23 protein-coding genes are annotated in these 23,834 nt (G+C 44.4%); 4 read left to right on the top strand and 19 right to left on the bottom strand.

The genetic code is table 11. The features are described 5' to 3' along the window. The first annotated feature begins 12 nt into the window (after positions 1-12). A complete protein-coding gene (gene dxs / locus K08M4_RS03530) occupies positions 13-1,896 on the top strand; it encodes a 1-deoxy-D-xylulose-5-phosphate synthase (RefSeq protein WP_086048873.1) in 1,884 nt (627 codons plus the stop codon). 292 nt (positions 1,897-2,188) lie between these two features. Here dxs and pgpA read toward each other — a convergent pair whose 3' ends face one another. The 15 genes from pgpA to vcdP form a co-directional block, all read right to left on the bottom strand. Further along, positions 2,189-2,695, bottom strand: a complete 507-nt coding sequence (gene pgpA, locus K08M4_RS03525) for a phosphatidylglycerophosphatase A (RefSeq protein WP_086048872.1) — start codon at positions 2,693-2,695, stop codon at positions 2,189-2,191. Continuing rightward, positions 2,695-3,669, bottom strand: coding sequence for a thiamine-phosphate kinase (gene thiL / locus K08M4_RS03520; protein WP_086048871.1), 975 nt, complete (start codon positions 3,667-3,669; stop codon positions 2,695-2,697). The genes pgpA and thiL overlap by 1 nt, the downstream gene beginning before the upstream one ends. A 114-nt stretch (positions 3,670-3,783) precedes the next feature. Further along, the gene (gene nusB / locus K08M4_RS03515) at positions 3,784-4,251 is read right to left on the bottom strand and encodes a transcription antitermination factor NusB (protein WP_004734399.1); all 468 of its coding nucleotides are present in this window, start codon (positions 4,249-4,251) and stop codon (positions 3,784-3,786) included. Then, positions 4,251-4,721: a 6,7-dimethyl-8-ribityllumazine synthase gene (gene ribH / locus K08M4_RS03510; RefSeq protein WP_004734398.1), complete on the bottom strand. Its 471-nt coding sequence runs from the start codon at positions 4,719-4,721 to the stop codon at positions 4,251-4,253. Before ribH ends, nusB begins: the two co-directional genes overlap by 1 nt. Positions 4,722-5,001: 280 nt before the next feature. Next, positions 5,002-6,111, bottom strand: a complete 1,110-nt coding sequence (gene ribBA, locus K08M4_RS03505; RefSeq protein ID WP_004734397.1) for a bifunctional 3,4-dihydroxy-2-butanone-4-phosphate synthase/GTP cyclohydrolase II — start codon at positions 6,109-6,111, stop codon at positions 5,002-5,004. Positions 6,112-6,220: 109 nt separating this feature from the next. Then, on the bottom strand, positions 6,221-6,877 hold the full coding sequence (locus tag K08M4_RS03500) for a riboflavin synthase (protein WP_010436361.1): 657 nt from the start codon (positions 6,875-6,877) through the stop codon (positions 6,221-6,223). An 84-nt stretch (positions 6,878-6,961) separates the two neighbouring features. After that, positions 6,962-8,041, bottom strand: a complete 1,080-nt coding sequence (gene ribD / locus K08M4_RS03495) for a bifunctional diaminohydroxyphosphoribosylaminopyrimidine deaminase/5-amino-6-(5-phosphoribosylamino)uracil reductase RibD (RefSeq protein WP_086048870.1) — start codon at positions 8,039-8,041, stop codon at positions 6,962-6,964. Positions 8,042-8,081: 40 nt separating this feature from the next. Next, positions 8,082-8,531 (bottom strand): transcriptional regulator NrdR, encoded by a 450-nt coding sequence (gene nrdR / locus K08M4_RS03490; protein ID WP_086048869.1) that lies wholly within the window; start codon positions 8,529-8,531, stop codon positions 8,082-8,084. Positions 8,532-8,687: 156 nt separating this feature from the next. Further along, positions 8,688-9,938 carry a glutamate-5-semialdehyde dehydrogenase gene (locus K08M4_RS03485; RefSeq protein WP_086048868.1) on the bottom strand — a complete coding sequence of 417 codons (1,251 nt, stop codon included), beginning with the start codon at positions 9,936-9,938 and terminating at the stop codon, positions 8,688-8,690. 92 nt (positions 9,939-10,030) lie between these two features. Continuing rightward, a complete protein-coding gene (gene proB, locus K08M4_RS03480) occupies positions 10,031-11,215 on the bottom strand; it encodes a glutamate 5-kinase (RefSeq protein WP_198299307.1) in 1,185 nt (394 codons plus the stop codon). Positions 11,216-11,291: 76 nt separating this feature from the next. Further along, a complete protein-coding gene (crl, locus tag K08M4_RS03475; RefSeq protein WP_017091097.1) occupies positions 11,292-11,681 on the bottom strand; it encodes a sigma factor-binding protein Crl in 390 nt (129 codons plus the stop codon). Positions 11,682-11,824: 143 nt separating this feature from the next. After that, a complete protein-coding gene (gene frsA / locus K08M4_RS03470; protein ID WP_086048866.1) occupies positions 11,825-13,078 on the bottom strand; it encodes an esterase FrsA in 1,254 nt (417 codons plus the stop codon). An 89-nt stretch (positions 13,079-13,167) separates the two neighbouring features. Further along, positions 13,168-13,632 carry a xanthine phosphoribosyltransferase gene (gpt, locus tag K08M4_RS03465; RefSeq protein WP_017084190.1) on the bottom strand — a complete coding sequence of 155 codons (465 nt, stop codon included), beginning with the start codon at positions 13,630-13,632 and terminating at the stop codon, positions 13,168-13,170. Between the two features lie 84 nt (positions 13,633-13,716). Beyond that, positions 13,717-15,006, bottom strand: coding sequence for an NCS2 family permease (locus K08M4_RS03460; RefSeq protein ID WP_086048865.1), 1,290 nt, complete (start codon positions 15,004-15,006; stop codon positions 13,717-13,719). Positions 15,007-15,534: 528 nt separating this feature from the next. Continuing rightward, on the bottom strand, positions 15,535-15,621 hold the full coding sequence (gene vcdP / locus K08M4_RS22575) for a small protein VcdP (RefSeq protein ID WP_016767614.1): 87 nt from the start codon (positions 15,619-15,621) through the stop codon (positions 15,535-15,537). 456 nt (positions 15,622-16,077) lie between these two features. Between vcdP and K08M4_RS03455 the strand changes: the two genes are divergently transcribed. Further along, positions 16,078-17,550 carry an aminoacyl-histidine dipeptidase gene (locus K08M4_RS03455; RefSeq protein ID WP_086048864.1) on the top strand — a complete coding sequence of 491 codons (1,473 nt, stop codon included), beginning with the start codon at positions 16,078-16,080 and terminating at the stop codon, positions 17,548-17,550. A 171-nt stretch (positions 17,551-17,721) separates the two neighbouring features. Here the strand turns inward: K08M4_RS03455 and K08M4_RS03450 are convergent, their stop codons facing one another. After that, positions 17,722-18,261 (bottom strand): DUF3332 family protein, encoded by a 540-nt coding sequence (locus K08M4_RS03450; RefSeq protein WP_086048863.1) that lies wholly within the window; start codon positions 18,259-18,261, stop codon positions 17,722-17,724. Positions 18,262-18,532: 271 nt separating this feature from the next. On the opposite strand from K08M4_RS03450, the gene K08M4_RS03445 reads away from it, so the two are divergent. After that, positions 18,533-19,579, top strand: coding sequence for a succinylglutamate desuccinylase/aspartoacylase family protein (locus K08M4_RS03445; protein ID WP_012604657.1), 1,047 nt, complete (start codon positions 18,533-18,535; stop codon positions 19,577-19,579). A 174-nt stretch (positions 19,580-19,753) separates the two neighbouring features. Here the strand turns inward: K08M4_RS03445 and K08M4_RS03440 are convergent, their stop codons facing one another. Then, positions 19,754-20,071 carry a DUF3622 domain-containing protein gene (locus K08M4_RS03440; protein WP_009847480.1) on the bottom strand — a complete coding sequence of 106 codons (318 nt, stop codon included), beginning with the start codon at positions 20,069-20,071 and terminating at the stop codon, positions 19,754-19,756. Between the two features lie 347 nt (positions 20,072-20,418). Next, on the bottom strand, positions 20,419-21,603 hold the full coding sequence (locus tag K08M4_RS03435; RefSeq protein WP_086048862.1) for an NnrS family protein: 1,185 nt from the start codon (positions 21,601-21,603) through the stop codon (positions 20,419-20,421). A gap of 307 nt (positions 21,604-21,910) precedes the next feature. Between K08M4_RS03435 and K08M4_RS03430 the strand changes: the two genes are divergently transcribed. Continuing rightward, positions 21,911-22,465, top strand: a complete 555-nt coding sequence (locus K08M4_RS03430) for a gamma-glutamylcyclotransferase family protein (RefSeq protein ID WP_086048861.1) — start codon at positions 21,911-21,913, stop codon at positions 22,463-22,465. A 367-nt stretch (positions 22,466-22,832) separates the two neighbouring features. On the opposite strand, the gene K08M4_RS03425 is transcribed toward K08M4_RS03430, so the two are convergent. Then, positions 22,833-23,759 carry a LysR family transcriptional regulator gene (locus tag K08M4_RS03425; protein WP_086048860.1) on the bottom strand — a complete coding sequence of 309 codons (927 nt, stop codon included), beginning with the start codon at positions 23,757-23,759 and terminating at the stop codon, positions 22,833-22,835. Positions 23,760-23,834: the final 75 nt, after the last annotated feature.

The raw sequence follows: 23,834 nt of genomic DNA, 5'->3' as shown, positions 1-23,834 counted from the left end.
CGCGCATTACCTATGACTCTTGATATATCAAAGTACCCAACTCTTGCTTTGGCTGATAAGCCAGAGGATTTGCGTCTACTTCCAAAAGAGACGCTTACACAGCTTTGTGATGAATTACGTACCTATCTTCTTAACTCGGTGAGCCAGTCAAGTGGTCACTTAGCGTCAGGCTTAGGTACAGTAGAGCTCACCGTTGCTCTGCACTATGTGTACAACACGCCTTTTGACCAATTGGTTTGGGATGTTGGCCACCAAGCCTATCCACACAAGATTCTTACGGGTCGTCGCGACCGCTTGTCGACTATCCGTCAAAAAGATGGACTGCACCCATTCCCATGGCGTCAAGAGAGCGAATACGACACTCTATCTGTTGGTCACTCTTCAACATCGATCAGCGCCGGACTTGGTATGGCGATCAGTGCGAAGAAAGAAGGTAAGAACCGTAAAGTCGTGAGTGTGATTGGTGATGGCGCGATTACCGCAGGTATGGCCTTCGAAGCCATGAACCACGCGGGCGATATTCATAATGACATGCTGGTTATCCTTAACGATAACGAGATGTCGATCTCTGAAAACGTCGGAGCTCTAAACAACCACCTAGCTCAAGTTCTTTCTGGCAGTCTTTACACGTCAATCCGTGAGGGCGGCAAGAAAGTGCTATCAGGCGTTCCGCCGATTAAAGAGTTGGTTCGTCGTACAGAAGAACACCTAAAAGGCATGGTTGTACCTGGCACCATGTTCGAAGAATTAGGCTTTAACTACATTGGCCCAATTGATGGTCACGATGTGAATGAGTTGATTAAAACGCTCAAGAACATGAGAGATCTAAAAGGTCCTCAGTTCTTACATATCATGACCAAGAAAGGCAAAGGCTACGAGCCAGCTGAGAAAGACCCAATTGGCTACCACGGCGTACCTAAGTTCGATCCTGCACATTCGAGTCTGCCGAAGAGCACCAGTTCTAAACCAACTTTCTCTAAGATTTTTGGCGACTTCCTATGTGATATGGCCGCTCAAGATCCTAAGCTAATGGCAATTACGCCTGCAATGCGTGAAGGTTCTGGCATGGTGCGTTTCTCGAAAGAGTACCCAGAGCAGTACTTCGATGTAGCGATTGCTGAGCAACACGCTGTGACACTAGCAACTGGTATGGCGATTGCGGGTGACAAGCCGATTGTGGCTATCTACTCGACTTTCTTACAACGTGGCTACGATCAACTGATCCACGATGTGGCAATCATGGATCTACCGGTTATGTTCGCTATTGACCGTGCAGGTCTTGTCGGTGCCGATGGTCAAACACACCAAGGTGCGTTCGACTTAAGCTTTATGCGCTGCATTCCAAACATGGTGATCATGGCGCCAAGCGATGAAAACGAATGTCGCCAAATGCTATACACAGGCCACCAGCACACAGGTCCAAGTGCTGTTCGTTACCCTCGCGGTAATGGCATGGGAACTGAGATTCAAAGTGAATTTACTGCGCTAGAAATTGGTAAAGGTCGTATCGTTCGCGAAAGCGAAAAAGCAAAAGATGGCTCGAAAGTCACTATCCTGAGCTTTGGTACTTTCCTTGAGAGTGCACTTCAAACGGCTGACGCTATTGATGCGACAGTTGCTGATATGCGCTTTGTGAAACCGCTCGATAAAGCCCTGATCAAACAACTTGCTGCTGACCACGATGTACTAGTGACTATCGAAGAAAACGCGATTGCAGGTGGTGCAGGCGCGGGTGTGATTGAATTCTTGATGAAAGAAAAGCTACTGATGCCAGTATTGAACCTTGGTCTACCAGACAAGTTTATTGCTCAAGGAACACAGGATGAGCTGCATGAAGAGCTTGGCTTAGATGCGAAAGGCATAAAGAAGTCTATCTCAGACTATCTTGCTAAATAACCTTAACACGTAAGCTCGTAAGCTCGTAAGCTCGTAAGCAATAAAAACAAAAAGGTTGACCCTAGGGTCAACCTTTTAGTATCCGAGACTTAGCTTAATGTGCTTGCAACTAAATCTTATACCAATCACAGTAAGTGATCATAAATAGCGCAGGAAAAAGGCTTGAGAACAAGACAGAAATTTTCGATAAGTAGTTATTCTACAATCAAAATTTCTAACGCAGTTATTGAGCGTTTTAACCAGATAGGGTGAACAGTTATTTACTACGATTGGTATTAATCCTTCAGCTAACTTAAACTAACCAGCCCGCAAAATGTGCCACAGCATACAGCGAAATCGCCGCCATAATGCCCGCAACAATATCATCAATCATGATACCTAAGCCGCCGTGAACTCGCTTGTCTAACCAACCAATTGGCCAAGGCTTTACCATATCGAAAAAGCGAAATAAGACAAAACCAGTGAACAGCCATTTCCAGTCGTCCGTAGGGATATTCAATAAAGGTACTAGGCCCATGGTGATCCAAAAGCCCGCAAACTCATCCCATACGATAGAGCCATGGTCGTGTACGCCCATATCATCAGAGGTCACTTGGCAAATTTTGATACCAATAATGCAGCTTACAACCACTACCGCAACATAAGCAGGAAAAGGGAGCTGAACCAATAATAGGTACAACGGAATCGACGCAAGCGTACCCATAGTTCCAGGAATAATCGGCGATAAGCCACTACCAAAACCGGTTGCCAATAAATGCCAAGGGTTTTTAAGAGAAATAAGAGAAAGTGGGTTTGTCATCAATTAGCCTTAAAGTGATCGTAACCAGTTAAGTTCCAACTTAGTGGTTCACCATTATTGTGTAGTTCAAAATATTCTACAGGTCTTATCTGGCCAATGCAGGTGACTTTTGTTCCTGTGTGCGACAAAGCACTTTCCAATGAACCTTTATTTTCTTCAGGCACAGTAAAGCAAAGTTCGTACTCTTCACCACTGGTCAGCGCATACTGCTGAGCTGAAGTAATATCACAAGCGAACTGACGTAACTCTGGAGAGAGGGGCAGCGTGCTTACATCAATACTCGCACCAACCTGAGAACGTTTGAGGATATGTTTTAAATCAGCAATAACACCATCAGAGATATCGATAGCCGATGAAGCAAGGTTAACTAGAGCTTGACCCGCCAATATTCGCGGAGTGCTCAGGTAGTGCCTCTCTTCAAGCTCTAGCGCATAAGGCTTCACTTTGTTCTTTTCGGGGTTCAGTAACACGTCTAACCCAGCTTTGCTGTCCCCTAGATTACCCGTTACGTAAATCCAGTCGCCCACTTTAGCGCCATCTCTACGCAGTGCTCGACCTTCTGGCACAAAACCTTGTACAGTCAATGTCAGACTTAGTGGCCCTTTGGTTGTATCACCGCCAATTAACTGAATACCAAAGTAGTCAGCGAGCTTGAAGAAGGAGTCACAGAAGGGAGCAAGCCATTCTTCATCGACTTCTGGCATAGTTAACGCAAATGAAACCCAAGCAGGCGTTGCTCCCATAGCCGCAAGATCACTGATGTTCGAAGCCAAGGCTTTGTGTGCCACCCAAGCTGGGTTTGCTTCCGCTAGGAAGTGAGTGCCCGCCACTAAGGTGTCCGTACTGATCGCTATCTCAACATTGCCCGGCGCTTTGACCAAAGCACAGTCATCGCCAGCAGCCAGAAGAACGTCTTTACGTTGTGGTTGTCGATTTACAAAATATTTTTCAATCAGGTTAAATTCGCCAGACATCACATGCCCTATCTTTAGTCTCATAAAAATCGCCGTAATCATGGAGATTACAGAAATTTAGTTACAAAAAAGGCCAGCATAAAAGCTGACCTTTAGATTCAATATACGAACGTCTTATTTCTTACGAACGTGTGGTGCAGCTTTATCAAGCACACCGTTAACAAACTTATGGCTGTCTTCTGCTGCAAATACTTTTGCAAGCTCGATAGCTTCGTTGATAACCACTTTGTATGGTACATCTTCGCGACGAGTCATCTCGTACATAGCTAAACGTAGAAGCGCTAGTTCCATCAAATCCAGATCTTGCATAGGGCGAGATACGAATGGACGAAGCTTGCTATCAAGTTCCATGTGGCTAAGAGCAACACCAGTTAGTAAGTCGCGGAAGTATGCAACGTCTGTTTCTGGCATAGCTAGAGCAGGTTCTGCGGCATGATGCTCTTCTTCATCATACTTACCACCAGATAAGAACTGTTCTTCAACGGTAGCAATATTTTCTTTAGTAATTTGCCAAGAATAAATTGCTTGTAGAGCAAATTGACGTGCGTTACGACGTGCGGCTGGTTTCACACTGGCCCCCATTAGGAATCGATTTCAGAAAGAACGTTGATCATCTCAAGTGCGCTAAGTGCGGCTTCTGCACCCTTATTACCAGCCTTGGTTCCTGCGCGTTCAATAGCTTGATCGATCGTATCAACAGTAAGAACACCAAACGCGACTGGAAGAGAAAATTCCAGAGACACTTGTGCCAAACCTTTATTACATTCACTACAAACATAGTCAAAGTGAGGTGTACCGCCACGGATTACTGTACCAAGAGATACAATCGCATCGAACTTACCTGTTTTTGCAACGCGTTGCGCTACAAGTGGAAGTTCTACTGCACCAGGGCAACGAACAACAGTGATGTTGTCTTCGCTTACTTGTCCATGACGCTTTAAAGTATCGATTGCACCAGAAAGTAAACTTTCGTTAATAAAACTGTTGAAACGAGCAATAACGATAGCAATTTTTGCATTTGGCGCTGGGAAGCCACCCTCGATCACTTTCATAAGCCTTCCTTTAACTATTTTCATCAAGTGAGAATCGCCGGATTCTAGCACAAAACTGTGAGCAATATCTAATGCTAATTTAGAAGAACAGACACCGGAGATGTAAAGATGATAACGCAGCACGGCTCTCAACCATATAGGAGCAACCAGTAGTCAAGCTCGTGTATTTAACACGTTTTGAATCGGGCTCAACTACTTTGCTCTTTTGGCAAAACGAATCACCAAAAGAGCCACTGGAATCATCGGTAAATTATGTTGCTATAAACAGAGATATATCGACTTACTCGCAAACATACTCAACAACGTTAAGACCAAAACCACCCAATGCGTGGTAACGCTTAGTGCTTGAAGAAAGCAGACGCATATCGTGTACGCCTAGGTCTTGAAGAATCTGAGAACCGACACCAACACGACGCGAGGTACCTTGCTTCTTCGCCATGGTTGGCTGCTCGTTCTTATCTTGCGCTTCGAATGTCTTCACTTTGTGAATCAAAGAATCAGACGACTCTTCGTTGCCCAGAATAACCAGCACACCGCCTTCATCGCCAATGCGCTTCATTGCTTTATCTAACGACCAGCTGCGCTCTGTACCACGGTCTGAGTGAAGTAGATCGGTGAACGTGTCATGCAGGTGAACACGTACTAGAGGAGCGCCCACAGACAGGTCACCTTTTTGCATCGCGTAGTGGATCTGGTTATCAATCGTGTCACGGTAAGTCACAAGCTCGAAATCACCAAACTCTGTTGGCAGATGGCATTGTGCTACACGTTCAATCGTCGTTTCTGTGTTGTTACGATATTCAATCAAGTCAGCAATGGTGCCTAGTTTGATATCGTGTTTTTCAGCGAAGACTTCAAGATCAGGGCGACGTGCCATGGTGCCATCGTCGTTTAATATCTCAACGATAACTGAAGCTGGTTCACAACCCGCTAAACGTGCTAAATCACAGCCCGCTTCAGTGTGACCCGCGCGCGTTAGAACGCCGCCTTCTTGAGCTGTCAGTGGGAAGATATGACCCGGTTGAACTAAGTCAGCCGCTTTCGCATCTTTCGCAACAGCAGCTTGAACCGTCACAGCGCGGTCTGATGCAGAAATACCGGTTGTTACGCCCTCTGCCGCTTCAATCGAAACCGTAAAATTAGTCGTGTATTGAGCGTTATTGTCTTGAACCATAGGCGCTAGACCCATGCGGTTTGAACGCTCTTTAGTCAGCGTTAGACAGATTAAGCCACGGCCATACATCGCCATGAAGTTAATCGCTTCTGGCGTAACATGTTCTGCTGCCATGATCAGATCGCCTTCATTTTCGCGATCTTCATCATCCATCAGGATAACCATTTTCCCTAGGCGAATGTCTTCAATAATTTCTTGAGGAGTGCTAATTGGCATTGTTCTATATCCTTTGAAATGGTTCTGCTTCCTAGAACCGACACTATTTAAACCTGATGATATTGCTGCGCTTTTACAAAGTGCTCTTTAGCAAGCTTTGTACAAACGGTTATGCAAAACCATTCTGCTGTAAGAATTCCATCGTCAGTCGAGATTCAGGCTCAGACTCTTGCTGCTGGCCTTGCAGTAAACGCTCCATATAGCGCGCCAATACATCGACTTCTAGATTCACTTTGCGACCAACATTGAATTGATCTATGGTCGTTTCTGAAGAGGTATGAGGAACGATCGTCAGCTTAAATGCGTTCTTGCGCAAATCGTTCACGGTAAGGCTAATACCATCAACCGTCACCGAACCTTTTTGAGCCACGTACTTTGAGATTTCAGCAGGCATTTCTACCCAGAACTCAATCGCACGACCAACTTGGTTACGCTCAACAATCTCACCCACACCATCAACGTGACCCGATACGATATGACCACCGAAACGCGTGGTTGGTAACATTGCTTTCTCAAGATTAACTTTGTCGCCGGCTTGGTAATCGACAAAACCCGTTTTTTTCAGGGTCTCAAGCGAAAGGTCTGCACTGTAGCTGTGGTCGTTATATTCAACAACCGTCAAACACACACCATTGGTCGCGATACTGTCGCCTAACTTAACGTCAGCCATATCAAGCTTGCCCACGTTAACCGTTACGGTGATGTCTTCTCCGCGGGGAGTGATTGCACTCAATGTACCTACGGCTTCTACAATTCCTGTAAACATTTTAAAACTCTTTTTGTTGTCAACGACATGTATTTGGTTAGTAGAACTATTCCCACTATTGTTTCGTTACTATCGGTTTCGTTACTATCGATTTCGAAATACGGGTTTCGCTACGATGCGAATATCCACACCAACCTGTCGAACATCTTTAATTTCTAGGTCAATCACATCAGACATTGAAGTGAGCCCTAATGCGCCCATCAAACCTCGTCCGTCACTGCCCATAAGTTTAGGTGCTAAATAGAGGATTAGCTCATCCACTAGCTGCGCTTCAATCAAGCTTTTTGCCAATGTCGCACCCGCTTCGACCCAAACATGATCAATATGGTTCGCAGGTAATTGACGCATCAGATCGTGTAAATCAAGCTGACCAGCATCTGTAGTTCCGACTGTAATATCAGCAGACGCTTCGGCTACTCTCAATACCGATGTTGGAGTCTGAAATAATCTGAGTTCAGGGCGAAGTTGGTTTTGACGATCAAGGATCACGCGAATCGGCTGACGCAGTTCGTCTTCAGCGTAATGATCTTTAATACTGCTTGGTAACTCAGTCCAGCGAACATTCAACGACGCGTTGTCTTCAATCACCGTTTGGCTAGTTGATAACACAGCGCCTGATTTTGCTCGGTAGTTCTGAACATCACGACGCGCTTCTGGCGAGGTGATCCACTGGCTTTGACCATTTCCCAATGCCGTTTGGCCATCGAGGCTAGCGGCCATCTTTAATTGAACAAATGGCATGCCGGTTTGCATACGCTTGATAAATGCAGGATTCAAATCGAGAGCATCTTGCTCAAGCAAACCAATTTCAACCTCGATACCCGCGTCGCGTAGCATCTTAATACCACGGCCCGCGACTTTTGGGTTTGGGTCCTGCATGGCGCAAATCACTTTCGCAACTTGAGCCTTAATCAAACCTTCAGCACAAGGTGGCGTTCGACCATAGTGCGAACAAGGTTCTAGCGTGACATAAGCGGTCGCACCTTTTGCCTTATCGCCGGCCATTCGCATAGCGTGCACTTCGGCATGAGGTTCGCCTGCTTTGGCATGGAAACCTTCGCCAACGACCTGACCATCGGTTTGTACTATGACACAGCCCACATTCGGGTTGGGTGCCGTGGTATAAATGCCGCGTTTTGCTAACTGAATAGCACGCGACATCATTTGAAAATCTAAGGGAGTAAAGTTAGACATGATTGAGGGGTTAATCCTCTAATCTAGCGATTTCTTCGCCAAATTCTCGGATGTCTTCAAAGCTGCGATAAACAGAGGCAAAACGGATGTACGCCACTTTATCCAATTCTTTCAATTGGTCCATAACAAGATTACCAATCATCTCGCTTGGTACTTCACGCTCACCAGTTGCACGGAGTTGTGACTTAATCGTACTGATCGCAAGTTCAATCGCATCAGCACTCACTGGGCGTTTTTCTAGGGCGCGCTGAACACCACCGACCATTTTATCTTCGTTAAATGGTTCGCGGTTTCCATTCGACTTAATGACTTTAGGCATCACAAGTTCTGCCGATTCGAAAGTCGTAAAACGTTCACTACATGCAAGGCATTGACGGCGACGACGAACCTGATGGCCATCGGCTACCAGTCTTGAATCGATTACTTTAGTGTCGTTCTCTGAACAAAAAGGACAATGCATATCACCTCCAAATAATTGAATATCAGTGTAACGGAATTGCCAAACGTTAGGAAAGAAAAAGGGCCAATTAAGGCCCTTTTGTGTGGTGATTCATTGATTATTGCTACTCCAAAGCCATTTCAAAAATGAGCTGAGGAGTAAAATTAACGACCAGCGTTAACCGCGAACCAAATAGTTCGCTTTACCGACCCATTTGTAGCTTGTCAGTTCTTCTAAGCCCATTGGGCCGCGAGCATGCAGCTTTTGAGTAGATACAGCAACTTCTGCACCCAAACCAAACTGTGCGCCATCAGTAAAACGTGTTGATGCATTCACATAAACCGCCGCAGAACCGACAGAGTTAATAAAGCGCTCTGAGCTCTCTAGGCTGTTGGTCATGATCGCATCTGAGTGACTCGCGTTGTGTACGCGCATGTGGTCAATCGCTTCTGCCACATCCGCAACGACTTTTACGCCTAGCGTGTAGCTTAGCCATTCAGTGTCAAAGTCACCTTCAACGGCATCACGTTGGTCTTCAAAACCAGTAAGCAATGATTTTGCACTAGCGTCAGCAACCAAGGTTACTTTGCCCGCTAAACGCTGTGTTAGCTGCGCTAAGAAAGCCTCAGCAACCGCTTCGTGCACTAGCAGCGTGTCCAAGGAGTTACATGCAGATGGACGCTGAACTTTCGAGTTTTCAACCACATCAACCGACTTTTCAAGGTCCGCACTTTCATCAACAAAGATGTGGCTGATACCAAAGCCGCCGATGATCACTGGGATGGTGCTGTTCTCTTTACACATCTTGTGTAAGCCAGCGCCGCCACGAGGAATAATCATATCCACGTAGTCATCCAGTTTAAGCAGTTGAGATACGAGTTCACGATCAGGTTTCTCAATGTACTGAACTGAAGCGGCTGGAAGCTCCGCTTTCTCTAATGCAGACTGGATAACTTTAACCAGCTCCATGTTCGAGAAGAACGTCTCTTTACCACCACGTAGGATGCTTGCATTACCTGTCTTCAAACACAGAGCTGCAATATCAATCGTTACGTTTGGACGCGCTTCATAGATAACACCCACCACGCCAAGTGGCACGCGACGGCGAGACAGTGACATACCGTTTTCCAGTACCTTGCTGTCAATCTCGCTGCCAACTGGGTCATTCAGGCTAATCACGTTACGGACGTCATTAGCAATACCCTTTAGACGCTCTTCGTTCAGCAATAGACGATCAAGCAGTGCGTCAGTTAAACCCGCTTCACGGCCAAGTTCGATGTCTTTTGCGTTCGCTTCTAAAATATCTGCCGCATTTGCTTCTAACTCATCAGCGATGATCGCCAATGCCTTGTTCTTTTGCGCCGTTGATGCGGTCGCTAGGTGAAACGCAGCGTCTTTTGCTGCGATACCCATGTTAGTTAAATCCACGTTTAACTCTCCCTAAATTCTGTCTGTCTTTGGATGTAACAAGGCGATTTACGATTATGTATATTCGTAGTGCATCGCCTTATCATCACGAACTACTCTTGAATCACAACTAGGTCGTCACGATGAATGACTTCTGACCCATAATCGTATCCAAGAATGTCGCCAATATCTTTACTGTGCTTGCCTGCAATTTTTGCTAGGTCTTGGCTTGAGTAACTGGCGATACCACGCGCGACTACTTTGCCTTTGCTGTCTGTGACTTGGGTAACTTCACCACGAGAAAATTCGCCTTGAACTCGAATAACCCCTTTCGCCAACAAGCTGCTGCCTTTAGTGTTCACAGCATTAACGGCACCATCATCAACCACGATGTCACCGGCAGAAGCAGGGCCCGCTAGAATCCAACGTTTACGGTTTTCAAGCGCTTCAGCTAAAGGCAAGAAACGCGTGCCTTGTGGGTTGTCACTCAATGAATCAAACACCACATTTTCAGCACTGCCCGCTGCAATGATCACTTCAATACCCGCACGACGAGCAATATCAGCTGCCTGCAGTTTTGTCGCCATGCCGCCGGTACCTAACGTAGTACCACTTCCGCCTGCGATCTTACGCAATGTGTCATCAATGGTTTTCACTTCTTTGATGAGTTCAGCGTTTGGATCTTTGCGAGGGTCAGCGGTAAACAGGCCTTTTTGGTCGGTTAATAGCAAAAGCTTATCAGCGCCGCATAAAATACCAACCAGTGCCGACAAGTTATCGTTGTCGCCCACTTTAATTTCGTTGGTGGCTACTGCGTCGTTTTCGTTTACTACCGGAATTATATCGTGTTCAACGAGTGCGTTGATCGTGTCACGAGCATTCAGAAAACGCTCGCGATCATCGAGATCAGCACGAGTCAGTAGCATCTGGCCAATTTTAAGGCCATAGATAGCAAACAAAGACTCCCAAACTTGAATCAACTGACTTTGCCCAACTGCCGCAAGCAATTGTTTGCTTGCCATCGAGTTGGGAAGTGCGGGGTAACCAAGGTGCTCACGTCCGGCTGCAATTGCGCCAGACGAAACCATAACCACAGAGTGGCCTTGTTTTTTTAATTCAGCACATTGACGAACCAGCTCAACCATATGAGCGCGGTCTAATGCCAATGTTCCACCAGTTAAGACACTGGTACCCAGTTTAACAACGACAGTTTTACGCTGTGCTGTTGTCCCGCTTTGATGATTTGTTGTCATGAAGTCTTTTATGGATAAAACAAATAAGAGGTGATGTTTTAGCAATCAAAAGGGGAATTCACAAGTAGAAAAGGTGCGAAATCGCACCTTTTTGCTTTATATAGAAGAGTAACCTTTAAAATCAGACGAATTCGACAGACTCTTCGTCTAACTGAACGCCGATTTCAAATTTCTTTTGAAGTTCATCAACCAGCTTTTGGTGAAAGGCTTCTTGAGTTCGAGAGACCTCAGCGACCGCCTTTTTAGGTAATGGCAAAGGATCCCAGTTACCATCGATGTTGTATTTACCCGTGTTGTATTTCGCCGAAAATCCTTCTTCCGACTTGTCCAACTCCAACCACCAGCCCCAAAACTCACGTTCTTCTGGTGATTTTTTATCGTTCACACACACAGACAAGCAATCAAAAATATAGTGGCCTTCTTCTGATTGCGGCTCTCTTAAGTAAGGGCCAATAGCTTTTAAAACATTTAACAAGCGATAATGCGTAGGTTGTTGTGTCACTTCTGACATATTGAATCTCCATTTCAATGTTAAGAATGACGCTACTCAGACTGTTATACGTAGAAACTACGCAATTGGATTTTATAAATTATCTCTGAGTATCAGGTACTTACTTTGTACACTTTTCATGCTTAACTAATTTAGGAGAAATGTCATCTAAATAATTCATCCTCAAGCCATTTTATCGCCAATTCGAGGGATTGCTCATAACCTTGTGTAATTGACTTAGCTTTGATTTTCTTCGCTTTGCCGTAATCACTGTAAATAGCAACCAGTTGATTATCCATTGGAGGTGATACAGGGTCGCCCTCTAAGGCCAATGCCAAGATCGGAACACTGGTTTTACTGTTTGACAGCAAACCTTGTACCTTGAGTGACCACGCCATCAATTGCCCAGAAAGGCTGTTGATATCCACCGCCCCTTTACCAAGACGCGAAGCCAACACATCTAAATGCATTTTCGGCATCTGTTTCAGTTTGTCGGCATGAACAAAGATATCGTGAATTGGCGCGCCTAAAGAGATACACGCTTTAAGCTTATGTTGCTCTAGGAAAGATAATCTCACCATCGCATTGCCACCAAAGCGGAAGCCAAACAAGCCAACCTTGTGGTGATCGACCCATGGGATGTTAGGCAGCTCATTCAGAACAGCTTGGTGAAGACAAGATGAGTCTTCTGTTAACGGCCAATGTGCACTGTGCCCTATCGATGGCATGTCTACCGTTAGCATGGCAATGTTCTTTGGTGCTAAATAATCCCTAAACAAGCGCCACATATCGGTTTGCAAGCTATCTAGACCCGCGCTGACAATCACAACCGGTTGTGGTTTGTCTGTTTTGGTTAGATGCAAATTCGCTTTGATCTTCTTGTTTTGATACGGCACTTCGATTTGTTTGACGATCAATTTGGTGTGTTTGATCGCTTCAGAATACGCCGCGTTCGCTAATACCTGCGCCTGAGCAGCAAGGTTGTCATTCTTTAGGTGTGGGTAACCCGCAATACTGAAACACAAAGAGGCTGAAAACAGCTCTTCAGCCATCTCTTCACCCTTCTTCTCATTAGAACGATTCTGATGCTGCATACCCAGCTTGGTCCATTCGTATGCCCAGTTACCACTGCGGTAGCCCATCACGGTATCTAACCACTCATCGGTGGTACGAGAATTATCGGATGAGGCGATGCGTGCCAATACCGCTTCTTGCTCTATCGGGTTTACGCCTTGCCATACCCACTGAAGACGTCTTAGGTTTCGATACCAAGATGAGTTCTGCTCTTCACGTTTTTTATCCAACAGTTCTTCTGAACTTGGCATGTAACGCGTAAGCATTGAGGTCTCTTTGGCCTGCTTGTGCTTTACAAACAAGGTTTCCGAAAGGTTCGAGCTCGTTTCTTCTGATTCAGACATTGGGATACTTAATAAGAAATGGTTGTTACTAATCATATAAAAAAAAATGACCCTATAAAGGGTCATTTCTCAAAAAACTAAGTTTACACTTATTTTGACTTGCGATTTACCGGCTCAACGAAGCTTAGGCTAGTATCCCAAGGTTGCTCAATCCATGTGTCTTGAGCGATATCAACGATGTATTCGTCTAACAAATCTGCGCCAGATGGTTTTGCACATACAGCGATAAGTTTCGCTTTAGGGTACATTTCGCGAAGCTTGCGTGCAGTGTCACCACTATCAACAAGGTCTTCAACGATTAGGAAACCTTCGCCGTCACCTTCAGGTGCTTTAACGACTGTCATATCACGTTGGTGATCGTGGTCGTAGCTAGAAATACAAATCGTATCTACGTGACGAATACCTAGCTCACGAGCCAAGATTGCACCAGGAACCAAACCACCACGGCTCACTGCCCAGATGCCTTTCCACTGCTCTGCTGGCATTTGCTTTTCAGCAAGTTGACGGCAGTAAGTCTGCATATTGTCCCAAGTGATAACGAATTTGTTGCTCATAGTATAAAACCTAATAATTTTGTCATGTTATTAGAGGCTATTTCAAACATAGCCTCTTCAGCGATTAAGCAGAAATCTAGACGATTAAGCGAAAGTATATTTAAGAATAAAGATAGCCGACATTACCCACACAGCAGGTGAAACGTCGCGACCTTTACCACTTAGCAGCTTAATTGCAGCGTAAGCGATGAAGCCTAGTGATATACCCTCAGCGATAGAGTATGTCAACGGCATAAGCAGACATGTTACCACGACTGGGGCTGCTTCCGTAAGATCACGCCAATCAATACCAACTAGGCCAGACATCATCAAAATTGCTACATAGAACAACGCACCTGATGTTGCGTAGGCTGGAATCATACCGGCAAGCGGTGAGAAGAAAAGAGCCAGTAGGAACAAGATACCAACAACAACCGCTGTTAGACCGGTACGGCCGCCTTCAGCGACACCCGCAACACTCTCAACGTAAGAGGTTGTATTTGATGTACCTAGCAGTGCACCAATTGATGTTGCTGTTGAGTCAGCAAGCAGTGCCTTGTTCAGACGAGGCAGTTTACCGTCTTCTTTGATTAGGTTTGCTTTCGTTGCAACACCAACCAGAGTGCCCGCTGTATCGAACAAATCGACGAACAAGAATGCGAATACCACTGAAATCATACCAATTTCAAATACAGCAGAGAAATCAAGCTGCATGAACGTTGGCGCTAGGCTTGGTGGAGTAGACATGATGCCGCCGTATTGAACGTCACCAATTGCAATGCCGATAGCCGTGATGGCTAGAATCGCAATCATTACCGCACCTTTCACACCGCGGTGAACAAGAGCAATAGTCAGGAAGAAACCAAGCGCACCTAACATTGGCGCAATCGCAGTGATATCGCCAAGTGAAACCTTAGTCGCAGGGTTAGAAACAACGATGCCAGCATTGCTAAGAGCAATAAACGCTAGGAAAAGACCGATACCCGCTGAGATACCAACACGCAGAGACATAGGGATCGAGTTGATAATCCATTCACGGATCTTAAAGATGCTTAAGAAGATGAAGATCACGCCCGATACGAAAACCGCTGCCAGAGCAACTTGCCACGTATAACCCATCCCCATTACAACAGCGTAGGTAAAGAATGCATTCAAACCCATGCCTGGAGCTTGAGCAATTGGGTAGTTAGCAACAAAGCCCATGATAAAACAGCCAATAGCAGCTGCTAAACAGGTTGCTACAAATACAGCGCCATGGTCCATACCAGCATCAGCTAGAATCATTGGGTTTACAAAAATGATGTAAGCCATTGTTAGGAAGGTTGTTAGACCTGCGATGATTTCAGTGCGCACATTGGTGCCATTTTCACTGAGTTTGAATAGCTTTTCGAACATTATCGAATCCTATAAGGGTAAAGAGTAAACGGTTGCGTAATCGATTGGCTGTGGATTATAAAGTTATCAAATAACAAATTCCAGATAGAATTAAGGCTCTAATCGATATTTATCAGAATGCCGTATTAAACGAAGCAATTAAAAACCAAAGCATTAATGGAAAATAGCCCTTAAAAACAAGCAATTAAAAGCAAAACATCCAATGTAATTAGTTGGTTGTTTTTTCTACCCTCGGCTATTTTCATTGAGAATCTAGCTTATAAATTCTGAATTCAAACTCACAATAGTTACGTATTTTTCAACAGAATCAGTAATAAGGCGCAAATTGATATTTCGGCGTTTAAAAAACAACCATGCAGAACAGCAGGAAAATGATGAGTGATAAGTGATAAGCGGTTTAGAAAAGTAGCAGGCAAAAAAAACGCCACTCAAAACTGAGTGGCGGTAGAATCTGTCAACCAAAAGGGCTGTAAAAGAATTCCAATATATAGGGGTGAACAAAACTGTTCGAGTTACATGCTTACGGTATTAGTAACCAAAGCTAGTAGGGTATGCAAAGTTGCTAGTGTAAACAGAGCTGTTAAGCCAGAACATTGCAGATGGTAAACCTTTCATAACTATCACCTTAATAAATCAATAAAAAACGAATTTGATTTCTCGGTTCCTTGGAGGCGATAAAACGGACTCATCCTTTGAGCATTTACTCTTCATATCAGAAGTTGGTTATTAATATACCCTAAAGAAAAAAGATTACAAGTATTTTTTGCTATGTGTCACACTTTTGGCCAATTATGGTTATTTTGAAAACTTATTCCTGTAATTAAATTACAGAATAGAATTAAACAAACGTTTGCCTGCGCCATTTATAAGCATCAAGTCTCTTAATTATGATCAGGTGGACAAGATCGCTTTCAAAGTTTGAGGTATTTGAGGTTTATAACCGCTACTCGTCAAAACGCTCAAGTGGTATGCTGTTGCCATCAAAACAGACCCATATTTTAGATTTTTATTCTAAGTTTTTACCTATAGAAATCCTAAATATATGGTTATCAAATAAAAAAGGAGTCATCCGTGTCTGAATTCCATTCTGAGATCAGTAAATTGTCCCCTGCCCCTATTTGGCAGTTTTTCGATAAAATTTGTTCAATCCCGCACCCTTCGAAACATGAAGAGGAGCTTGCTCAATACATTATTGCGTGGGCAACAGAGCAAGGCCTAGATGTACGTCGCGACCCAACGGGCAACGTATTCATCAAAAAGCCAGCAACGCCGGGTATGGAAAACAAAAAAGGTGTCGTGCTACAAGCTCACATCGATATGGTTCCACAAAAGAACGAAGACACAGTTCATGACTTCGCTAAAGATCCAATCCAACCATACATTGATGGTGAGTGGGTTACAGCGAAAGGCACAACGCTTGGCGCTGATAACGGCATGGGCATGGCTTCTTGCCTAGCGGTTCTTGCTTCAAACGAAATCCAACACGGCCCTATCGAAGTTCTACTAACAGTAGATGAAGAAGCAGGCATGACTGGTGCCTTCGGTCTTGAAGCTGGTTGGTTAGAAGGTGATATCCTTCTTAACACCGATTCAGAGCAAGAAGGCGAAGTGTACATGGGTTGTGCTGGCGGTATTGACGGCGCAATGACATTTGAAATTGCACGTAACGCGATTCCAGCTGACTTCGTAACACGCAAGCTAACGCTAAAAGGCCTAAAAGGCGGTCACTCTGGTTGTGACATCCACACAGGTCGTGCAAACGCAAACAAACTGCTTGCTCGCTTCCTAGCGGGTCACGCAAAAGAGCTAGACCTTCGCATCGTCGAATTCAAAGGTGGTAGCCTGCGTAACGCTATTCCTCGTGAAGGTTTCGTAACGGTTGCTGTTCCTGCTGAAAACCAAGAGAAACTGGCTTCGCTATACAACTACTACACAGAGTTGCTTTCAACAGAGCTAGGCAAAGTAGAAGACAGCATCGTGACTTTCAATGAAGAAGCTTCTGTAGAAATGGGCGCACTGGCGTCAGCAGACCAAGCTCGCTTTATCGCGGCACTTAACGCATGTCCAAACGGCGTGATTCGTATGAGTGACGAGATTGAAGGTGTTGTTGAAACGTCTCTAAACGTAGGTGTTATCACAACAGAAGAAAACTCAATCACAGTGCTTTGCCTGATCCGCTCTTTGATCGATTCAGGTCGTAGCCAAGTAGAAAGCATGCTGCACTCTGTTGCTGAACTAGCAGGCGCTAACATCGCGTTCTCTGGTGCTTACCCAGGTTGGAAGCCAGACGCTGATTCAGAGATCATGCACATCTTCCGCGACATGTACGAAGGTATCTACGGTCACAAACCAAACATCATGGTTATCCACGCTGGTCTTGAATGTGGCCTATTCAAAGAACCTTACCCGAACATGGATATGGTTTCTTTCGGCCCAACCATCAAGTTCCCTCACTCTCCTGATGAGAAAGTGAAGATCGATACGGTTGAGCTATTCTGGAATCAAATGGTTGCACTGCTTGCAGCTATCCCAGAAAAAGCATAATTCGATAAGCTATATATGTTCAATAAATGGTGTTTCCAATAAATAGGGCTCTTCACTAAATAGCACTTTTCAGTAAACACCGTTTATAGACACAAAATAGAACAGGTACTCAATGAGTACCTGTTTTTGTATCCAATCTTTGTAGCTATGTATTTGTGACTAAATAAACAATTAAGCGCGTGAAGCCGCGTAGCTTTCTAACTCATCAATTGAAGTTTGTGCCACTACTTCGCCGTCGATGAAGTATGTCACCATCTCACCATCACGAACTCCGATCAATGTCGCACGCTCACCAGACTGGTAAGTGATGTCCATTTGGATCGTGTTTTCGTCGATCTGCTGCATTTGACCTTTCTCAATCATATCAGCACTCGTAATAGGACCCACTGGTGCTTCAGTAAGTGACTTATCAAGCTGATGGTTTATATCAAGGTAAGTATCAATCTTAGTATCAAATATATGCGGTGCACCTGTTAGTGGGTTGCTGCCAGTCCAGAACTCTAGTGAGTTGAATACCAAGTAATCAGCTGCAACTGTTAGACCGTAAGCCGGTGCAAGCAATATGTTCAAACCACCACGAGCATAACGGTTATCAACAGCCTTCACGTTAAACTTCATTAGATAACCGGTTACTGCATTACTACCCACACAGCCAGATAGAGCAACAGATACCACTGCTAGTGCTACAACTTTTGAAATTGTTTTTTTCATTTTGATCTCGATATTTGAATTTGGCCGCCAAAAAATGGCGATGGATAATACCAACCAACCGAACAATAAATATCAGCGTTAAATCAATGTATTGTCAGGAAATTCACAATTATAAACCCCTTCTAACTAGCCAAATCAAAAACAGAAACTAATTAAGAAACCCCTCCATAAAAAAGTTTTGTCGTCACCGTAAAGCGATTGATTCGTACTAAAAATCAACGATTGATACATTCCGTGTTAACGAATTATCACCATGTTGAGAACAACCTAAATGGCAAGACTAAAACCTAATCAACCCTTCGAATTACTTGGTTATACTGTTCAGCCAGGACAGAGAATGGAGATTGAACTGCAAGCGGCTCAGCTTTACACGCACTCTCCACTTTCGATCCCGATTGAAATTATTCACGGTCGCCAAGCAGGCCCAACACTGATGGTAAATGCGGCTATCCACGGCGATGAGCTAAACGGTGTTGAGATTGCACGACAACTGACCAATGCGATTGATCCAAAGAAACTGAAAGGTACCTTGATTGTTGTGCCTATCGTTAACGTGTTTGGCTTTATCCATAAATCTCGTTATCTACCAGACCGTCGTGACCTAAACCGTTGCTTCCCTGGCAGTGAGAAAGGATCGCTAACATCACGCATCGCTTACACCTTCTTTGAGAATGTGGCGAAGCACTGTGATTTTATTTTGGATCTACACACAGGTGCGATTCACCGTACTAACTTGCCACAGATCCGTGCAAACCTGTCGAACCCAGAAACATTGCGCATCGCAAAAGCGTTCGCAACACCAGTGATCATTGACTCACCACTGCGTGACGGATCACTTCGTAGCGAAGCGGAAAAATTGGGTATCCCTGTATTAACTTACGAAGGTGGTGAAGCGTTGCGTTTTGATCACCTAGCGATTCGTGCGGGTTACCTTGGCGTACATCAAGTGATGAAAGAAATCGGCATGCTGCGCCCAAACCGTAAAAAGTTGCCAGAGCCAGTGTTGAGCAAATCCACCAGCTGGATCCGCGCTGAGTCAGACGGTATTTTGCGTAACATGGTGAGACTTGGCGAACAAGTTGAAGCAGGACAAACCCTTGCTTACATAAGCTCTCCATTAGGTCACCAAGAAGGCCAAGTAATCACCACTAAAGGCGGTATCGTGATTGGCCAACAAACTCTACCGTTGGTGAACGAAGGTGACGCAGTATTCCACATTGCTTACTTCAAACAAGATGACGATGAAGTGGGACAATCAGTTGAGAGCTATATTGAAGAAGTAGCGGAAGATGATTGGCTAACGGCGCTTAACAACTAATCAATGAATGACATGTAGTCACTAGCAAGAAGTGGCTACATTTTCGAAAATAAACTCCACAAACTAAAAAGCCCCAATATACTTTTGACTAGAAAGAAAAAAGTTATATTGGGGCTTTTTTTACTTGTCCCTTATCTTAAAATTAAGGAACCTGTAAATTAATTAAGCGCTGGATTACTCTGCGTCTTCTTGCTCTTCTTCACGAGCTTTTGCGCGTGCTTCACGTGCTTGCTCAGCTTTAAGCTCTTTAGTATGACGTAGTTCGTCACGCTCTTTACGCTGCTCTGATTTACGCTCGTTACGTTCAGCTTGGTTTGCGATGAAAGATGCTAGCTCTTTCTCTGCCCACTCTTGTGCTAGAGCTTCAGTTTCAAAACCAGACTCACGCTTAGATACTGTTGTGCTGCGAGACGTTACTTGACGAGTAATCTCTGCACACCAACCGTTGCGTTTTTCTGTAAGGCGGATATCAAATTTTTTGTTCTTAGACATGTTCTATTTTTCCTAAGGGAGATCATTAAGGGATCGGTCAACTTTGATAACTCCATCTAAGTGAGCATCTTTTAACACCATCCCTTGGTAAGCGCGGTATTAGAGCACAAATCAATGAATATTGCTGCAAATATTTGCAGCGGATCACACTCCATTGCTGCAAATCGTTTGTGCCGGATTTCAATGGGTTCGTAACTCTCCGATTCACCATCAACTTCTATGCTATTTTATCGACAACAATGAAATGAACTGTTCTCAAACAGAGACAAATTAAAGCGATAACTAGCTGCGATCAAAAAGGGAAGCTCAGTGCTTCCCTTTAAAAATGTGTTAGAAAATCAATACGCTTACCCCGGATGACCATCCACTCTTGGTGTTAACAGCATCATGCCAAACTTCCAGATAAACAGACCAAACGCCAACGTCCATAAACCCGCGCTGATGTTGACCATCTCAAATAAGTAAGCAGGGAAGAAAGTGACACCTAAACTACGAACTAATGCCGCGATAAAGATAGCCGAGAACGCCAGCACCATACTTGGCCCTTTATAGATAGCACGGCCTGTGTGTCCCATGGTGACACGTGTGATCATCGCAAGAATGAGCCCACTCAAACCGCCAATCGCAAACAGGTGCAGCATGTTATGGCTTGCAAATGGGTTATCTAACAAGCCTCTTAGCAGCAAGCTTAAAGGGATGCATAGGTAAGCCGCATGCAGCGACCACACCAAGGGTTCAGATAACGTAGTCCAAGGCTTCCAGCGGATAAAGCGCACCAACTGAGTCACACCTGCAAATACCATCAACTCATTGCCGACTTGAGCAAAGGTCAATGGGAAGAAGCTCAATACAAATAAGCCAACCAAAGGTAGATTCGCTAACCATTCCAACCAAACCAGTGGTTGTGCTTTTTCAAAATCGAAGCGACGTGCCGTGAAGAACGGAATAACTCGCCCTCCCATCACTGATAGCAGCAAGGTAAACCACCACAACATCGCTTGCCAAACTGCAGACGATGGAAATGGAGGCATACCCTTAATGGTTGCGTAACTAGCAAAGTTCGCCACGATAGCCAATATAAACAGCGGCACAAAGAATAGATTCTTCCAGCCTTTCGATTTAACAACTCGGAAACCAATTTCGTAAGCGGCGAAGATTAAGAACAACGCCTCAACCGATGAGATCAGCCATAACGGTGCGGGGGTCCAAAACAGAATACGAGGTGCCAACCACAAACCAACCAGTCCGGCTAATCGATAGTGTTTGGTTCCATTGACGCCCGTCCACGTTTGCACCGCAGTTAACACAAAACCGACCACAATCGCCATGGCAAAGCCAAACAGCATTTCATGTACGTGCCACCAAAGCGCCGGTACTTTTAGCATTTCTGGCTGACCGTTTTGGAACATGATGACCCAAGCCACAATCGCGATCACAGCATAGAGACTGCCTAAAAAGAAGAAAGGTCTAAAACCTAATCGAAGATATGCAGGAATCGCATCTTCTACACTTTTATCTGTGATATTTAACAAACTCGTTCCTCATTTCAGATAACAAGCCAAGAGTGGCTTCTGGGAATTGCTATTTCATAGTCAAATTCATGATGCAGTAATCATCACTGCAATATTGCCTAACGTAATGCATGAAACGCGCCAAAGATATAAAGCCAATAAAAACAAGCAACAAGGAGTCTTTAGGCTTCAAAAAAGTGTCAATAAAACACACCCCATAAAGTCATTTAGACTCATGAGTGTGTAAAATAAAAAACTACTGACATTTGATGAAGCCAAACATATAGTAAGACTAGTCTCAAATACAAAAGAACAGACAGGGAACGCGATGTATATTTTTGGTTATGGTAGCTTGATCAACTCCTCTTCTCGTCAACTCACAGGTCAAACAGGACAAGCGATTCCTGCGATAGTGCATGGCCTAGTTCGTCACTGGAGTAAGATCGATGACAGCTATGTGTTGTCACCTTTGATCGTAAATCTCGGTGAGGGACAAGTGAATGGAGTTTTACTTGAAGTGGATGATATTGCGCTGACTGAGTTTGATCGCCGTGAGCGTGGTTATCACCGAATCGAATTAAAGGCCTCTCAGATAGAAAGCCAAAATGAGTTTAAACAGGATCAATCGATCTGGGTTTACATCAAAGACGAGATTGAAGCACCTTGCGAAAACAGCCCTATCGTTCAAACCTATGTTGATACTGTCATGGCTGGATGTTTAGAGGTGTCTGAAAGCTTTGCGGCGCACTTTGTAGAACATACACAAGGTTGGCAGCATCCATTAGAAAATGATCGCCACCAGCCGAAATACGGCAACCTTGCTGGGGTTTCTGATCACCACCACAGTGTAATTGATGGCTTGATACTGACCGTTCGTAGCTAGCTGATGCTCATAATTCGTCGGTCTACATAGCTCGATGCTCTTAGTCGGTCAACTCGATCGTTAACTGATCTAAAACACGATAAAACAACTCAGATCTGTAAACACCTAAGGGGTTAGAGCTAACTTAGAGCAAAAGAAAAAGCGCTAGGGGGAGCTAGCGCTTTTAAGACCAACTAAGTCCGTTTAGCCTGGTGGTTTTTTAATCTATACCATTAAGATATAAACAATTTTTTTACTTAGGTAAATCAAAAAGCCTATTCTTTACGACTGCTTTGAGCCGTAAATTAAGTATAGTCTGGTTCTTATAATAAGCTGGATTTTTCTAAAAATAATTCACATAAAATTGATGACCGAACAACTGCTGCAACTATGCAGCAACCACAGATGAAACGGCTTGTGTAAAAAGCTTCCTAAGTAGCTTATTTTTATCATCTAAATGCTTAGTCTTGCGATAGATGAGCTGTATATCAAAATCAGGCACATCGATAGGTGGCTCTACAGCTACTACGGTATCTTGGTCTTGAATATCATTGCGTGCCACCAGTTTGGGGACGATACACAATAACTCCCTACCTCTTATCAAACGTTTTACTGTTAAAAAGTTGCTTGAAGATATAGCCACTTTTCGGCTGAAGCCTAATTCAGCCAAACGTTTATCAACGCCAGTCTTTAAAGACCCAGCAGGTGAAACAAGAGCATGCTCGACAGCAACAAACTGTTCTAACGATATCGCCCCCTCAATAGATACAACCGACTTGTCGAATAAACAGACATGTTGCTCTGTGTACAAATGCGTGGTTCGATATTGCTTTGAGACCTCACCAAAACTGCCTATCGCCATATCAAGCTTGGCGTCTTCAAATACTTGCTGATAGTTACTCCGGTTTACATTGAACAGCACGACTTGCGAATTAGGAGAGGATTGCTTGATGAGGTCAAACAATGCTGGCGCGAACATCTGCTCAGCATAATCGGTAAGACCAATCTTCCAAGTCCCTTTATAAGTCGCGGCATCAAACGATTTAGACAGTAACACCTCTGACTGGATGGTATTGAGCAGAGCTTCTACCGTACTGGACAGTTCAATGGCTCGATCGGTCGCCTCCATCTTGCTACCGACACGATCAAACAGAGGGTCATCAAACAACTTTCGTAGCCTTTGTAAACTATGACTCATCGCAGACTGGCTGACATAACAACGTTCAGCCGCTTTGCTCACACTGTTCGTTTTATACAGTGCCTGTAGTGCAATCAATAGGTTAAGGTCAATACCTTTCCAGTTAAAATCAGCCACAAATCAATCCCATATAATTCATAGTTATAATTAAAACAATTAATTTGAATCATAGTTCAACTCCACCTAAATTAC

This window comes from Vibrio syngnathi (assembly GCF_002119525.1).
GTDB classification, from domain to species: Bacteria; Pseudomonadota; Gammaproteobacteria; order Enterobacterales; family Vibrionaceae; genus Vibrio; species Vibrio syngnathi.
The sequence above is the reverse complement of the archived record's forward strand: the minus strand, read 5'-3'. Positions and strand labels throughout refer to the sequence as shown.

Excerpts from the sequence above, each read along its gene's own strand:
- vcdP (WP_016767614.1), bottom strand. The coding sequence starts at position 15,621 with ATGAAAGGTTTACCATCTGCAATGTTCTGGCTTAACAGCTCTGTTTAC.
- pgpA (WP_086048872.1), bottom strand. The coding sequence starts at position 2,695 with ATGACAAACCCACTTTCTCTTATTTCTCTTAAAAACCCTTGGCATTTA.
- K08M4_RS03445 (WP_012604657.1), top strand. The coding sequence starts at position 18,533 with ATGGCAAGACTAAAACCTAATCAACCCTTCGAATTACTTGGTTATACT.
- dxs (WP_086048873.1), top strand. The coding sequence starts at position 13 with ATGACTCTTGATATATCAAAGTACCCAACTCTTGCTTTGGCTGATAAG.
- K08M4_RS03460 (WP_086048865.1), bottom strand. The coding sequence starts at position 15,006 with ATGTTCGAAAAGCTATTCAAACTCAGTGAAAATGGCACCAATGTGCGC.
- ribBA (WP_004734397.1), bottom strand. The coding sequence starts at position 6,111 with ATGCCAATTAGCACTCCTCAAGAAATTATTGAAGACATTCGCCTAGGG.
- thiL (WP_086048871.1), bottom strand. The coding sequence starts at position 3,669 with ATGTCTGGCGAATTTAACCTGATTGAAAAATATTTTGTAAATCGACAA.
- nusB (WP_004734399.1), bottom strand. The coding sequence starts at position 4,251 with ATGGGGGCCAGTGTGAAACCAGCCGCACGTCGTAACGCACGTCAATTT.
- gpt (WP_017084190.1), bottom strand. The coding sequence starts at position 13,632 with ATGAGCAACAAATTCGTTATCACTTGGGACAATATGCAGACTTACTGC.
- frsA (WP_086048866.1), bottom strand. The coding sequence starts at position 13,078 with ATGTCTGAATCAGAAGAAACGAGCTCGAACCTTTCGGAAACCTTGTTT.
- ribD (WP_086048870.1), bottom strand. The coding sequence starts at position 8,041 with ATGATGTCGCGTGCTATTCAGTTAGCAAAACGCGGCATTTATACCACG.
- K08M4_RS03500 (WP_010436361.1), bottom strand. The coding sequence starts at position 6,877 with ATGTTTACAGGAATTGTAGAAGCCGTAGGTACATTGAGTGCAATCACT.
- K08M4_RS03440 (WP_009847480.1), bottom strand. The coding sequence starts at position 20,071 with ATGTCTAAGAACAAAAAATTTGATATCCGCCTTACAGAAAAACGCAAC.
- nrdR (WP_086048869.1), bottom strand. The coding sequence starts at position 8,531 with ATGCATTGTCCTTTTTGTTCAGAGAACGACACTAAAGTAATCGATTCA.
- K08M4_RS03430 (WP_086048861.1), top strand. The coding sequence starts at position 21,911 with ATGTATATTTTTGGTTATGGTAGCTTGATCAACTCCTCTTCTCGTCAA.
- K08M4_RS03450 (WP_086048863.1), bottom strand. The coding sequence starts at position 18,261 with ATGAAAAAAACAATTTCAAAAGTTGTAGCACTAGCAGTGGTATCTGTT.
- crl (WP_017091097.1), bottom strand. The coding sequence starts at position 11,681 with ATGTCAGAAGTGACACAACAACCTACGCATTATCGCTTGTTAAATGTT.
- ribH (WP_004734398.1), bottom strand. The coding sequence starts at position 4,721 with ATGAAAGTGATCGAGGGTGGCTTCCCAGCGCCAAATGCAAAAATTGCT.